Origin of the sequence: Citrobacter sp. C1 (assembly GCF_014596895.2) — a bacterium.
Taxonomy (GTDB): domain Bacteria; phylum Pseudomonadota; class Gammaproteobacteria; order Enterobacterales; family Enterobacteriaceae; genus Citrobacter; species Citrobacter gillenii.
Genome location: NZ_CP115035.1, coordinates 1,522,351 through 1,535,608 on the forward strand (window position 1 = coordinate 1,522,351; position 13,258 = coordinate 1,535,608).

Consider the following 13,258-nt stretch of genomic DNA (forward strand, 5'->3'; position numbering starts at 1 on the left):
GTGGCAGCGTCGCTCGGACGGTCCGGGCGCTAACGTGAATCTGAGGATACTATGGCTGACTCCCGCCCTGAACGTCGCTTTACGCGTATTGATCGTCTTCCCCCTTATGTTTTTAACATCACTGCTGAACTGAAGATGGCTGCGCGTCGGCGCGGCGAAGATATTATCGATTTCAGCATGGGGAACCCGGATGGGGCTACGCCTCCTCACATTGTCGAAAAACTGTGTACCGTGGCCCAGCGCCCGGATACCCACGGTTATTCAACCTCTCGCGGTATTCCGCGTCTGCGTCGGGCGATTTCCCGCTGGTATCAGGACCGCTATGATGTCGAGATCGACCCTGAATCCGAAGCCATTGTGACCATCGGATCTAAAGAGGGACTGGCGCATCTGATGCTGGCTACGCTCGATCACGGTGACACGGTCCTCGTGCCTAACCCAAGTTATCCTATTCATATTTACGGTGCCGTAATTGCCGGGGCTCAGGTGCGTTCTGTACCGCTGGTTGAAGGGGTCGACTTCTTTAATGAGCTGGAGCGGGCGATCCGTGAAAGCTACCCGAAACCAAAGATGATGATCTTAGGTTTCCCATCCAATCCTACCGCGCAGTGCGTTGAGCTGGAATTCTTTGAGAAAGTGGTTGCGCTGGCTAAACGCTACGACGTGCTGGTGGTTCACGACCTCGCCTATGCCGATATCGTCTACGATGGCTGGAAAGCGCCGTCGATCATGCAGGTGCCTGGCGCCCGCGATGTGGCGGTTGAATTCTTTACGCTGTCGAAAAGCTATAACATGGCGGGATGGCGTATTGGTTTTATGGTGGGTAACAAAACGCTGGTTAATGCGCTGGCGCGGATTAAGAGCTACCACGATTACGGAACCTTTACACCGTTGCAGGTTGCGGCCATTGCCGCACTGGAAGGCGATCAGCAGTGCGTACGGGATATCGCAGAGCAGTATAAGCGTCGACGCGATGTGCTGGTCAAAGGGCTGCATGAAGCGGGCTGGATGGTAGAGATGCCGAAGGCATCGATGTATGTCTGGGCAAAAATTCCTGAGCAGTATGCTGCAATGGGCTCGCTTGAGTTTGCTAAAAAAATGCTGAATGACGCGAAGGTCTGCGTGTCACCGGGGGTGGGTTTTGGTGATTATGGCGATACCCACGTGCGCTTTGCGTTAATTGAGAACCGTGACCGTATTCGCCAGGCGATCCGAGGCATTAAAGCCATGTTCCGTGCAGATGGTTTGCTGCCCTCCAGCACGAAATCAGCCTCTGAAAGCGCTGATTAACCAAACGGTTAACCCACAAAAGCAAACAGGAGCCTGTGGGCTCCTGTTTTTTGCTGCATCTTTTAATTTAGATCATCAGGGCAAATGTACCGGCCCAAACGATGACCATAAATGAAATGCCCATAAAGAAATATTTCACTTTTCATCACTCCGCGTATTAAAGCACGCCTAAATGAACATACACTTACCTGATAGAGAGCTGACGCCAGCGTCAACGAAAGGGAGAATACCCCGCGTTTGTTTCGCTGCATCATCTCAGAATTCTGAGCTGTAATGCTCCAGACGGCGCTAATGTACGCCTAAAAATGAAGCGAGACAAGAGGCGTTTTTTTATTTAATTTTAATAACTTACATGTGTCGTGAATCGGCGACAGTTTGATTTCCTTCAGCAATGAATCGCCACTGAGCGACGCGCTGATTACTCAGAGAATTCTCATATCACCATACTCATAATGCGGCTAATTTTGCGCAAAAATTGATAATGAAAAGGTTAAAAATGACCAGATTAATGATGTTAGCACTCGTTCTTACCCCACTGACGTCGATGGCGGCAGCTCCGCAGGCGTTGAATTTCAGCTGTGCAAGTATTGGTGGTGTGAATAGTGATGGTAAAGGTAATGTCTGGATTGATGGAGAGAAAGCCACCGTTAAGACATTCAACGAAAATTACTGGGAAGCGAAAAGCGGTAAAAATACCGTTTCTATTTCCCGTAATGATGACGGTAGCCCGGCCGTTTCCTGGACTGGCCCTAATCGTAAGCACGGGATTTGCCAGCCTGACGATGAGAAGAGCTATGCACCAGCGAAAAAATCGGTGAATGCTGGCCCGTCTTTCTCCTGTGCCGCTGTCGACAAGGGAAGTATGGAGGACATTATTTGTCAGAGCCCGTCACTTTCCGCAATGGACTTGAAACTGAATGGCATCTACAAGCAGGCGTTGGTGAAATCAAACAATGATTCGACGCTGAAAGCCGAGCAGCGCGGTTGGATCAAAGGCCGCAACGAGTGCTGGAAAGAGCAGGATAAGCCTGCCTGTCTTTCCCGCGAATACAGTCAACGGATGACTGAACTACAGAGCAAATGGGGCATTAAGTAATTCAGCCGCAGAAAAAAAGAAAGGCCATCTGGCCTTTCTTTTTACGTATATAACGAGGCTTCACCCATCGGGCGGGTTTTGAAACGACGATGGATCCAGAGATACTGCTCGGGTGCACGCATAATCTCTTTTTCAATTATTTTGTTCATATAAGCCGCAGCCAGGCCCTCATCAGTAGGGTAACCTTCCATCTCCGGCGTGATAAACAGACGGTAGCCAGAATTGTCCGTTTTTCTCACCATGGTGACGGTCAACATCGCAGCACCTGATAAACGTGACAGTACGTAGGTACCATTGGTTGTCGCGACGTCCTTGACGGCGAAAAAGGGTGCAAACGAACTGCCTTTGCGACCGTAGTCCTGATCGGGAGCAAACCATACGGCTTCCCCTTTTTTCAGGGCGCTGACAATGCCACGCAGGTTATTTCTGCCGATCATGGCTTTGTTTGAGCGCATCCGACCACGGGTCTGGATCCACTCCATTAACTTATTGTTATGCGGGCGGTAGGTTGCCATCATGGGTTGGCAAAGCCCCATCACGCGGCCTCCCAACTCCAGAGACATAAAGTGTACGCCTACTACCATCACGCCGCGGTTTTGCGACTGTGCACGCTTCAGGTTGTCGAGACCTTCGACGTCAAACCATTTACGCACGCGACGGTCAGGCCAGAACCAGGCCATGCCGGTTTCAAGCAGTGCCATGCCAAGAGAACGAAAGTTTTCTTCGACCAGCCTGTCTCGTTCTGCCTGTGGCAGATTCGGGAAGCACAGTTCGAGGTTTTTACGGGCAATAGATTCACGACGTTTTAAAAACGGGCGAGCAAGCGTTCCGGTACGCGTACCCAAAAAGCACAATACGGGGTAGGGGAGTTGCACCAAGAGCCAGAGCACACCGACACCAAACCATGTGAGCCAGTAGCGCGGATGCAAAAACGCGCGTGAAAATTTACATTGGGGGAACATAAGCACCTGTTGTTGATACTAATAAGATGTATCGCGAAGATTCTTTGTCGACAGCGTTACACTCTGATACTGATCGTTAGGCCACCATGAAGGACAATGGTTCCTGTAAAGAGTGTAAAACTTAGTCAGGACAAAACCACGGGGGGGGCATGAATGATCGGGCTTATACTTTACCACCTAGAGATTAATGTCAGCCAGAGATAAATCCTCAATAAGCGTAAATGTTTATGCGGGAGAGAAACTGAAATAGGGACAGGGGTATAACCTGTTGTTTTTGTGCTGGTTAACTGTCCATCGAATGTCGAGGTTCGCCGCCATAGCCGTATTTATTGTAACAAAAATGTTGCCTGGATTGCCTGTGTATAGGAATTGTCTTAGACTATAAATTCAAGGAGTGTAAGGACTTACATGACGTTTTACGGCAGACAGGAGGTACCGCTATGCTCTATTTCTGGACCTTTCTCATATTGAGCATTCTGTGCGTTAGTTGCTATATCTGGCAGGTTTTGGGCGCGTTGGCATCAATCAGTTCTTTAATCGGCATGGCTATCCTGGCGGCATTAATTTACTTCACTACTCTGTGGCTGACTCATGGTGATGAAATGGTTACGGGAATATTTCTTTTTCTGGCTCCGACCTGTGGGCTGATCATCCGCTTTATGGTCGGTGACGGGAAGCATTAAATCGACGTGTCATTAATGATGATAACAAAATGAGTGTCACACGTTTTTTCATCCAGGATATTCATATCCTGAAGTGCCAGCGATGCTGGCACTTTTTTATCGACCTGGAACAGATTACCGGGCATCAGCAAGCTCTAAAGCCGCTTCCTCTTGCTGGGCATCTTTTCGCTGTTGTTCCAACTCCAGCGCGCCGCGGTGAGACAAGTAGCAGAACACGATACAGCAGACGATCCCCCCCATCAGTAGGTAAAATCCCCCGTGCCACCCCATTTTGTCGACCATCACACCAAACAGGCTGGTTCCTAGTGATGCACCAAAAATGTAGCTCATAAATCCGCGCAACCCTACGGCTGAACCGACGGCGAAGCTGGGGACGATTTCCATGGTCTGCACGGATGCCAGAAACTGAGGAACGTAAATCAGGCAACCGACAATGGCGGCGAAAATAGTTACCATCACCAGGGATTCACTTTTCCAGTAGCCGATCAGACAGACGAAGATCAGCGCCATACAAATCATTGCCAGCGGCATCCTGCGCCCCTTAAACAACTTGTCGGTAAGCCAACCGGCCAGCAATGTGGAAGGAATGGCCGCCCATTCAAAAAACAGAAATGCCACGCTCATTTGTTCTTTTGAGAAGTGTTTTTCGGTAAGCAAGTAAATCGGCAACCAGCTGATCATGCCAAAACGCACCATATAGACAAACACGTCCACCAGAGAGACATACCAGGCATTTTTATTACGCAGCACGTAGGTGCAAAAGATCTGGTAGGCGCTCATATTCTCCGGTGCCTGGGTTACCTGTCGGGCGTTGAGCACGACTTTTTCTTCCGGCATCATTTCTTCCAGCGGTGGTAAACCTTCTTTACGTGGCGAACCTTTACCCAGCATTAGAACAATAAAGGCAAATAACACGGCGATACAGGCGGGGACAATATAGCTGGCGCTTTGCCAGTGTTCGCTACCCAGAATGGCAAAAGCGGTGCCTACAATCGGGGCGACAATACCGCCGCCAACGTTGTGCGAGATATTCCAGAAGGCGCCAACGCGTCCACGTTCTTTACGTGGGAACCAGTTGGCAATAGTTATAAATGAGGGGCCAACACCCATCCCCTGGAATAAGCCGTTGAACACTACCAGTGTGGCAAATATCCAGAATCCGGTGCTGAAACCTAACCCGACGTTCACTATGGCGCACAAGACCAGACCGCATGCCATAAAGACTTTGGGGCTGGCCTTATCGGCCAGGCTGCTCATAATACCCTTACTGATCCCGTAGGCAATCAACATGCAACTGCTGAGCAGACCAATTTGGGTGGCACTGAGATCCAGATGTTCTTTCAGGTACGGCGTAGAGAGTGTGAAGTTATTACGTACAATATAGTACGCAAGATAGCCGAGAAATACGCTAAGTAGTGCCTGCATCCGGTATTGACCATATGTCGCCTGGACTTGCTCCGGCGGGACTTTATTTGCCGATGGCCCTGTCTTAAATATTGAAAGCATATCATCACCTAAATTTATATTGATGTGAATATCAGGAGTTTTCGTTGTGCAGGGTGAAATAAACGATGATGGAATTCAACTCGATGAAATGTGTCAGTATTGACTCAACTTAACCAAAGAATGACTAATTTTGACTCTTTTAAATTAACAGAGGTGTGTGTTTTTTATTTTTAGCGGGGATTTATAGCCAGCATGTGCGGATACTAACAATTTTAATCGGTAATTTAAGGTATTCTGTACCCATGCTTTCGCTTTCGGCTTGGTTATTTTTATAACCACCTTACCTTTCCCCTGAGTTGGGGTAAACGGGTAAGTTTTGTCTCAATATTATTTTTCGAACATGTTGGTATTTATGAACGGGATCACAAACAGGCTTTGCGACCAGGGGCGGATGATCATCCTGTCGCTTTGTTTTACGTTGCTGTCTACGGCCAGCCAGGCACAGGGTAAAGAGCTCGTCATGGCCACGACGTTCTCCCCAGGAGCGACGGCATGGATTATCCAGCAATGGCAAACCGAGCCAGGGTCGGTAATGATTCGTACGCTAAACCGCACCAGTGCCTCTCTGGAACAACTGCTCGATACAGCGAACGCGGACAATGTTGATCTGATTTTGACCTCCTCTCCCATGCTGTTGCAGCATTTGCAGGAACATCAGAAGCTGGCTCCGTTTGATAATGCGCTGCCTGAGAGTCAACGCCTGGTGCCGGAGTCCATCCGTTCTACGTCCGTGGCGGTAGCAATATCAGGTTTTGGCCTGTTGATTAACCGTTCTGCGCTGGCGGCGCGGCATTTACCGGCTCCTACTGACTGGGGGGATTTAACGCACCCCCGGTATCAGGGCGCGCTGTTGATGAGTAGCCCGTCACGTTCGGATACCAACCATTTAATGGTGGAATCACTGCTGCAGCAAAAAGGGTGGGAACAAGGATGGGCGACGCTGCTGGCAAGTGCCGGCAATCTGGTGACGATTTCCTCGCGCAGTTTCGGTGTTGCTGACAAAATTAAGAGTGGATTAGGCGTCGCCGGGCCGGTGATTGATAATTACGCCAACCTGCTGCTCAACGACCCGCACCTGGCGTTTAACTATTTTCCGCATTCCGCGGTGTCGCCAACTTATGTGGCGGTGTTGAACAATAGCCAGCATGCCGGTGAAGCCCGTCGTTTTATTCGCTATTTATTGAGTCCTCAAGGGCAGCGGATCCTTGCCGATGCGAATACCGGGAAATATCCGGTCACGCGGTTGCCCGCCAATAATCCGCGTGCTGCTCAGCAGGCCATACTGATGGACCAGCCACCACTAAATTATCGCCTGATCCTCAAGCGGCAGCAGCTGGTGCAGCGGATGTTTGATACCGCCATCAGTTTTCGTCTCGCGCAATTGAAGGATGCCTGGCGAGCGCTGTATAGCGCCGAAGCGCGGCTAAAACGGCCTCTCCCTGAAATACGAGCGTTATTGACCAGCGTCCCGATAGACGCCAGCAGTAGTGAAGATGAGGCCTGGCTTGCGCAATTCGAGAATAAAAGCGTTGCTGAACAGCAGATGATGGAATGGCAGCTATGGTTTCTCAAAAACCAGCGCCAGGCTATCGCCAAACTGGAAGAATTAAAATGAAGGGCGGGTCGTTACTGCAACGTCTTCGTCAGCTTAGCATTAGCAGCAGTCTGCGCGGGGCCTTCCTGACAGGGGCGTTGCTGACGTTAAGCGTGAGTTGCGTCAGTCTGTATTCCTGGCATGAGCAGAGCTCGCAGATCCGCTATTCGCTGGATGACTACTTCCCGCGCGTCCATTCCGCTTTTTTAATTGAAGGCAATCTCAACCTGGTGGTGGATCAGCTCAATGAGTTCCTGTTGGCTCCCAATACCACGGTAAGACTGCAACTGCGCAACCAGATAATCCAGCATTTGGATAAGATTGAGACGTTAAGCCGTGGATTGCAGCCCGCGGAACAGCAGCAACTGGCGGTCATTTTGCAAGACAGCCGTACCCTGATGACGGAGCTGGACAGGGTGCTCTACAACATGTTTCTGGTGCGAGAAAAAGTGAGTGAATTGTCTGCACGCATAGATTGGCTGCATGATGATTTTACGACCGAGTTGAACTCACTGGTGCAGGATTTTACCTGGCAACAGGGAACTCTGCTGGATCAAATTGAGGCCAAAAATGGTGATGCGGCGCAATACCTGAAACGTGCCCGGGAAGTGCAAAACGAACAGCAGCAGGTTTACACACTGGCGAGAATTGAGAATCAAATCGTCGACGATCTGCGTGACAGGCTGAACGAGCTGAAGTCCGGTAGCGATGACGGTATGTTGGTGGAGACCCACATTCGTTATCTGGCGAATTTGAAAACAACGGCGGATGAAAATATCCGTACGCTGGATGACTGGCCTAGTACCATAACGTTGCGCCAAACTATTGATGAGTTGCTGGAAATTGGCATGATGAAAAATAAAATGCCCGACACAATGCGCGACTACGTAGCGGCGCAAAAGGCCCTTATTGATGCTAATCACGCCAGAGAAGCGACGCTTGGGCGCTTTCGTACCTTGCTTGAGGCGCAACTGGGCAGCAGTCATCAGCAAATGCAGATGTTTAATCAGCGCCTGGAGCAGATTGTTCGCGTCAGCGGTGGACTGATTCTGCTGGCGACTTTACTGGCGCTGCTTCTCGCCTGGACGCTCAACCACTACTTTATCCGCTCCCGACTGGTGAAGCGTTTTACCGCACTGAATCAGGCCGTGGTGCAGATCGGTCTCGGTAGAACGGATGCCACTATCCCGGTGTATGGTCGCGATGAGTTAGGGCGCATCGCGGGCTTGCTACGCCATACGCTGGGGCAGCTTAATACGCAAAAAAATCAGCTTGAGCAGGAAGTGGCTGAGCGTAAAGAGATTGAGTCCGATCTTCGCGCCACGCAGGATGAGCTGATTCAGACGGCGAAACTGGCGGTGGTCGGCCAGACCATGACCACTCTGGCGCATGAAATAAACCAACCGCTGAACGCGCTATCGATGTATTTGTTTACGGCGGGAAGGGCCATTGAACAGGGACAACCAGCGCAGGCAAGAAGCACTTTAACCAAAGCGCAAGGGCTGATTACCCGCATTGATGCCATTATTCGCTCGCTGCGCCAGTTTGCGCGTCGGGCCGAGCCGGGGGCGCCGTTGCATCCGGTTGATTTGCGGCAAACTTTTAGTGCGGCTTGGGAACTGTTAGCCATGCGTCATAAGCCACAGCAGGGCAGGCTAACGCTCCCGCAGGAGACCGTATGGGTACTCGGTGATGAGGTGAGGATCCAACAGGTACTGGTTAATGTGCTGGCAAACGCGCTCGACGCCTGTCCGGCTACGGCTGAAATTGAGGTGAGCTGGCGGGCTCAGGGCAAAACGCTGTGCGTATTGATCGCTGATAACGGACCCGGTTGGCCTCAGGCGTTGTTACCGTCGCTATTGAAGCCATTTACGACCAGTAAGGATGTGGGTCTCGGCATTGGTTTGTCGATTTGTGTATCGTTAATGACGCAAATGAACGGTGAGTTACGCCTGGCGTCAACGCTGGAGCGCAATGCCTGCGTAGTCCTGCAATTCAACCTGACGGATGTAAATGATGTTGAGTGATGAATGTTCTGTTCTGCTGATTGATGACGATGCCGATGTGCTCGATGCCTACACGTTATTGTTGGAGCAGGCAGGATATCGCGTCCTGGCCTGTAACAATCCGTTTGACGCCAGAAATCTGATGCCTGCCGACTGGCCAGGGATCGTATTAAGCGATGTATGTATGCCAGGCTGTTCGGGGATCGATCTGATGACTCTGTTTCATCAGGATGATAATCAACTGCCGATCCTGCTGATCACCGGGCACGGCGATGTCCCGATGGCGGTGGATGCAGTGAAGAAAGGCGCATGGGACTTTCTGCAAAAACCGGTCGATCCTGGCAAGCTGCTGGCGCAGGTTGAGGATGCCCTGCGTCAGAGGCAGTCCGTAATTGCGCGTCGTCATTACTGCCAGCAGAAATTACAGGTTGAACTGGTCGGATACAGTGACTGGGCAACGCAATTCCGCCAGCGACTACAGCAACTGGCAGAAACGGATATCGCCGTCTGGTTTTATGGTGAACCCGGAACAGGACGCATGACGGGCGCGCGGTATCTGCATCAGCTTGGGCGCAATGTCCACGGGCCATTTATACGTGCAGACCTGACATCCGGAAATGCGGTTCAGCTCAACGCGCTCATTGATCAGGCTCAAGGTGGAACGCTGGTACTGAGTCATATTGAATGCCTGACGCGCGAGCAGCAGCACCATCTGGTGCAGTTGCAAAGTCAAGAGCGGCGTCCTTTTCGCTTGATTGGGATCGGGGAGACGTCCTTGGTGGAGTTGGCGGCAACCCACCAGATTGTTGCAGAACTCTATTATTGCTTTGCCATGACGCAAATCGCCTGCCAACCGCTGTCTCTGCGCCCGGACGACATCGAGCCGTTATTTCATCACTACCTGCATAAAGCCTGTCTGCGGTTAAACCATCCCGTACCTGAAGTCGACGGGGAATTGCTAAAAGGCATGCGGCGACGAGTATGGTTGAGCAATGTACGGGAACTGGCAAATGCCGCAGAGTTGTTTGCCGTCGGGTTACTCCCGTTGGCTGAAACTGCCAACCCGCAGATGCATATGCCCGAGCCGACCCCGCTGGATCGTCGGGTAGAAGAGTATGAACGACAAATCATTACGGAAGCGCTCAATATTCATCAGGGGCGGATTAATGAGGTGGCAGAGTATCTGCAAATTCCGCGTAAGAAGCTGTATCTGAGAATGCGAAAATATGGGCTGAGTAAAGAGCACTATAAGTTCTAGCGCTCATCGAAATATTCGAACGGAGGCCAGAAAATTATCTGGCCATATCTCTTACCACATCAAATCATCAGGTACGACAAAGTCAGCGTACGGGTCATCTTCGTCCTTATCTTCCTGGCTCAATTCGCAATTTAAGACAATGTAGCTGGCGTCACGCTGCGCGATCTTATCGGCAACCACCGCCGGGATGATGGCGTATTCGCTCTCGCGATCACTTTCAGCGGCCAGACGCGCAATGGCAAGACGCCCCTTGATTAACTGAGTCTGGGTAACTTTATCAACGTAGATTTTTTTAATCAGATTGTTGTCGGTAAAGTTATAACCAATATCGCCTCTTGAAATGGTGATTTTATTCATTTCAATCAGCTGCTTAATCTGAGCTTTGTATTCTTTCGACAGGGCTGCTTGCTTTTGCTGCTCGCTGAGTTGCTTATCACGCTCAACCTGTGCTTTTTTATTTTCTTCAACCGCCTCTCTGGCCTCACGCGCCTGAACGCGCGACTTTTTCGCCGTTCTTTGCACCTTCGCCATTTTTTTACTGGTGACTAAGCCAGCTTTAAGCATCTGCTCTTGTAGGGTGAGTTTTGTCATGTTCGTTTCTAAATCCAGTAAAAAGAGTTCTCAGGATTATACCCTTAACGTCCGGGGGGATGCCAGATTGCGGGGAGTTGCAAAGCGTCGGGGATAAAATGGCAGGCTATGGTGTCCCCTGCATACATCGAATTGGCATGTCAGGGGATTGTATAGAAAGGGAAATTTCAGAAGTGGATTTTATTTTACCCGCAATTTTACCCATCGAGGCGGCTTAAGAGTTTTTGTTTGAACTCGCAGTGTTCACTATATAGCCAGCGTGCGCGGCCGTGGATGAGTTTGCTTTTTGGCAGGGTGCCGTCTTTGATGCGGTCATAGATGAAGGTCTTTCCGAAACCAGTATCTGCCATGATGAATTTCAGATCAACCAGTGAATCGGGCTGTAATTGGTGTTGCATGGGTTTCATCTCCGGTTTGGAAATCGAACCTGGAAGCCAGGCAAAAAGAACCCGGCACTATTGGCCGGGCAAATGGGGGGATAACGTGGCAGTGCATTCGCACCCAATAGCCGACTCAGTGAATCAGCTATCAGTTGCGTCATTCATGTGGTGTGTTAACGATGTCGTAAAACTGACCGTAGGTTATCTTCTGGAAGTTATCCGGTATCACTACGTCACCGTGCCGTTCTTCTTTATCGTTAGGTATTGCAAAAACCAGGCAATCATCGCGCTCAGGGTGCTTTCCTCCATATGTTGATAGCATGGCAAATCCGAAACCTCTGCCAGACTGACCACCAATACCCGTGCGCATAATTCTGTAATGATTGACTATGTAGTCATTCCACTCAGGAAGTGATTTAAGCTTTTTGTTTGCTTCTTCCTTCACGGCGTCGAGCACCTTGTTGTAAGCCCGGCCTTCTTTCGTATTTCCTTTTCCTCTACCAAGGACTACGCGCTTACCATCAAACATTTCTTCTCGCTTAATGGTCATGGGGCAGGGGAACTCATATCCCTTTTCCCACACAAAGCCACTGAGCAATCCACCGCCACCACCCCATCCGCTTGATGTTGTCCATGCGATAGCGCCAACCTTTCCTACTGCATCAGGAAGAATGGCGTTTCTTTGTTTACTGATTTCCTCATATCCATCAATCAGCGATTTCACATCATCGCCTTCCACCATGTAGTAATCGTAAAATTTGCTTTGATCTGACATTGTTATCCCTCATGCCGCCCGCATAGCGCGGAGGCGTTTTAAGTGTTCTGCTGTTTCAAGTTCGGCGCGTATCTGTGCCGCCTCGTGTGGGTCGAGGTGCTCGAAATCGTTATTAAAGCGGTCTATTGAAGCGGTGTTGACCCGGCCTTGTCGCCAGTAGCGGACTATCTGTGATGTGACTGAATGGATTATGACGGGCCAGTTATGCTGGTCAGCGTATATCTGACCCCGTTGAATTAGCTGGAACATTGGCTGACTCCTGCATTTTAAGGAAGGCAATCATTGCGGCGCGGAGTGGGTTGTCATCTCTGGTAATAAAGTCTGCAAATACGTCCGCCTCCCACCAGGATTCTCGCTTCATTCCTGAGTTGGCTCTTTCGTATGCGCACATGCTAATCTGATGCTTTGAAATAATCGGCCATGCGTCTGCCGGGTTGTTGCATGGGTCGAAGTAAAACTTGTTGCCTGATTTATTCTTTGGCTTATCGAATTCATACCGCCGGACGTCATCCATAAAAATATCAGGGACGACCTCTTTGCATCCCAAAGCGAATGCCACCAACTTATTAATTTCCTGATCGCTTAGTTTGCTGTAATCCATCACACCGGCTCCTCTGCTTCGGAAAGGATGTTGGCCGTAGCGAATGTGGACACTTCTAAATCACCGTCACGCATACGGATAATCATGTTGTGCAAAGGCATGCCGTCGCACTGCCTGTTAAAGGTTGAGTGGTATTCGGCCCGGCTGTGGAGCATCCATTCATCCGGGTCAACGTTGTAAACTTTACCCTTCGTTAGTTCCATCACATCCCCCTATGCTTATTCCGTAACTCGACAATCTGAAGGCATGCAACGCACATCGTGCATCCCGGATACGCTTTCCTGCGCGCTTCAGGCAACTCCTCGTCGCACTCCTCACAGTGCGTTGCTGATACTGCTGAGTGGTTGAGTCTGTGCATGCTCAGTGCCGCGTCACGCTGCAAATCTTCAAGCTGTGATGCGTTATCGATAATGTCAGCCATAGTCAGTGCTCCATGAACTGTCGGTTAATTCGGTTGAAGGTGAACGCGAGAAAATAAAAAGGCCGACATAGCGACCTTGTGATTCGTTTGGTTAG

The 13,258-nt window shown here is 50.3% G+C and carries 16 protein-coding genes; 6 read left to right on the forward strand and 10 right to left on the reverse strand.

The window, feature by feature from the left end; translation table 11 throughout:
- Positions 1 to 51: 51 nt before the first annotated feature.
- On the forward strand, positions 52 to 1,290 hold the full coding sequence (gene alaC, locus IB214_RS07215) for an alanine transaminase (protein ID WP_115257850.1): 1,239 nt from the start codon (positions 52 to 54) through the stop codon (positions 1,288 to 1,290).
- A 67-nt stretch (positions 1,291 to 1,357) separates the two neighbouring features.
- On the opposite strand, the gene ypdK is transcribed toward alaC, so the two are convergent.
- Positions 1,358 to 1,429 (reverse strand): membrane protein YpdK, encoded by a 72-nt coding sequence (ypdK, locus tag IB214_RS07220; protein ID WP_010723117.1) that lies wholly within the window; start codon positions 1,427 to 1,429, stop codon positions 1,358 to 1,360.
- 342 nt (positions 1,430 to 1,771) lie between these two features.
- On the opposite strand from ypdK, the gene IB214_RS07225 reads away from it, so the two are divergent.
- Positions 1,772 to 2,386 carry a lysozyme inhibitor LprI family protein gene (locus IB214_RS07225; RefSeq protein WP_115257851.1) on the forward strand — a complete coding sequence of 205 codons (615 nt, stop codon included), beginning with the start codon at positions 1,772 to 1,774 and terminating at the stop codon, positions 2,384 to 2,386.
- Positions 2,387 to 2,427: 41 nt separating this feature from the next.
- Here IB214_RS07225 and lpxP read toward each other — a convergent pair whose 3' ends face one another.
- On the reverse strand, positions 2,428 to 3,348 hold the full coding sequence (lpxP, locus tag IB214_RS07230; RefSeq protein ID WP_115257852.1) for a kdo(2)-lipid IV(A) palmitoleoyltransferase: 921 nt from the start codon (positions 3,346 to 3,348) through the stop codon (positions 2,428 to 2,430).
- Between the two features lie 440 nt (positions 3,349 to 3,788).
- On the opposite strand from lpxP, the gene IB214_RS07235 reads away from it, so the two are divergent.
- The gene (locus IB214_RS07235) at positions 3,789 to 4,031 is read left to right on the forward strand and encodes a YfdY family protein (protein ID WP_115257853.1); all 243 of its coding nucleotides are present in this window, start codon (positions 3,789 to 3,791) and stop codon (positions 4,029 to 4,031) included.
- A 114-nt stretch (positions 4,032 to 4,145) separates the two neighbouring features.
- Here the strand turns inward: IB214_RS07235 and pgtP are convergent, their stop codons facing one another.
- Positions 4,146 to 5,537: a phosphoglycerate transporter PgtP gene (gene pgtP / locus IB214_RS07240; RefSeq protein WP_117343682.1), complete on the reverse strand. Its 1,392-nt coding sequence runs from the start codon at positions 5,535 to 5,537 to the stop codon at positions 4,146 to 4,148.
- A 391-nt stretch (positions 5,538 to 5,928) separates the two neighbouring features.
- Here pgtP and pgtC point away from each other — a divergent pair, with 391 nt between their 5' ends.
- From pgtC to pgtA, 3 genes are read left to right on the forward strand one after another with little or no spacing between them, the layout of a single operon-like run.
- Positions 5,929 to 7,152, forward strand: a complete 1,224-nt coding sequence (gene pgtC, locus IB214_RS07245) for a phosphoglycerate transport regulator PgtC (RefSeq protein ID WP_117343683.1) — start codon at positions 5,929 to 5,931, stop codon at positions 7,150 to 7,152.
- Positions 7,149 to 9,158 carry a two-component system sensor histidine kinase PgtB gene (gene pgtB / locus IB214_RS07250; RefSeq protein ID WP_117343684.1) on the forward strand — a complete coding sequence of 670 codons (2,010 nt, stop codon included), beginning with the start codon at positions 7,149 to 7,151 and terminating at the stop codon, positions 9,156 to 9,158. Before pgtC ends, pgtB begins: the two co-directional genes overlap by 4 nt.
- Positions 9,148 to 10,395 carry a two-component system response regulator PgtA gene (gene pgtA / locus IB214_RS07255; RefSeq protein WP_115257857.1) on the forward strand — a complete coding sequence of 416 codons (1,248 nt, stop codon included), beginning with the start codon at positions 9,148 to 9,150 and terminating at the stop codon, positions 10,393 to 10,395. The genes pgtB and pgtA overlap by 11 nt, the downstream gene beginning before the upstream one ends.
- 51 nt (positions 10,396 to 10,446) lie before the next feature.
- On the opposite strand, the gene IB214_RS07260 is transcribed toward pgtA, so the two are convergent.
- From IB214_RS07260 to IB214_RS07290, 7 genes are all read right to left on the reverse strand, one after another.
- The gene (locus IB214_RS07260) at positions 10,447 to 10,986 is read right to left on the reverse strand and encodes a DUF2058 domain-containing protein (RefSeq protein ID WP_096756304.1); all 540 of its coding nucleotides are present in this window, start codon (positions 10,984 to 10,986) and stop codon (positions 10,447 to 10,449) included.
- Positions 10,987 to 11,183: 197 nt separating this feature from the next.
- On the reverse strand, positions 11,184 to 11,384 hold the full coding sequence (locus IB214_RS07265) for a transcriptional regulator (RefSeq protein WP_023294204.1): 201 nt from the start codon (positions 11,382 to 11,384) through the stop codon (positions 11,184 to 11,186).
- A 139-nt stretch (positions 11,385 to 11,523) separates the two neighbouring features.
- Positions 11,524 to 12,141: an Eac protein gene (locus IB214_RS07270; protein WP_117343685.1), complete on the reverse strand. Its 618-nt coding sequence runs from the start codon at positions 12,139 to 12,141 to the stop codon at positions 11,524 to 11,526.
- A gap of 9 nt (positions 12,142 to 12,150) precedes the next feature.
- The gene (locus IB214_RS07275; RefSeq protein WP_117343686.1) at positions 12,151 to 12,390 is read right to left on the reverse strand and encodes a DUF4222 domain-containing protein; all 240 of its coding nucleotides are present in this window, start codon (positions 12,388 to 12,390) and stop codon (positions 12,151 to 12,153) included.
- Complete coding sequence (locus IB214_RS07280) at positions 12,353 to 12,742, reverse strand: phage protein NinX family protein (protein WP_117343687.1); 390 nt, start codon at positions 12,740 to 12,742, stop codon at positions 12,353 to 12,355. Before IB214_RS07280 ends, IB214_RS07275 begins: the two co-directional genes overlap by 38 nt.
- Positions 12,742 to 12,945, reverse strand: a complete 204-nt coding sequence (locus tag IB214_RS07285; protein WP_117343688.1) for a hypothetical protein — start codon at positions 12,943 to 12,945, stop codon at positions 12,742 to 12,744. The genes IB214_RS07280 and IB214_RS07285 overlap by 1 nt, the downstream gene beginning before the upstream one ends.
- Complete coding sequence (locus tag IB214_RS07290; protein ID WP_117343689.1) at positions 12,945 to 13,163, reverse strand: TraR/DksA family transcriptional regulator; 219 nt, start codon at positions 13,161 to 13,163, stop codon at positions 12,945 to 12,947. The genes IB214_RS07285 and IB214_RS07290 overlap by 1 nt, the downstream gene beginning before the upstream one ends.
- Positions 13,164 to 13,258 lie beyond the last annotated feature (95 nt).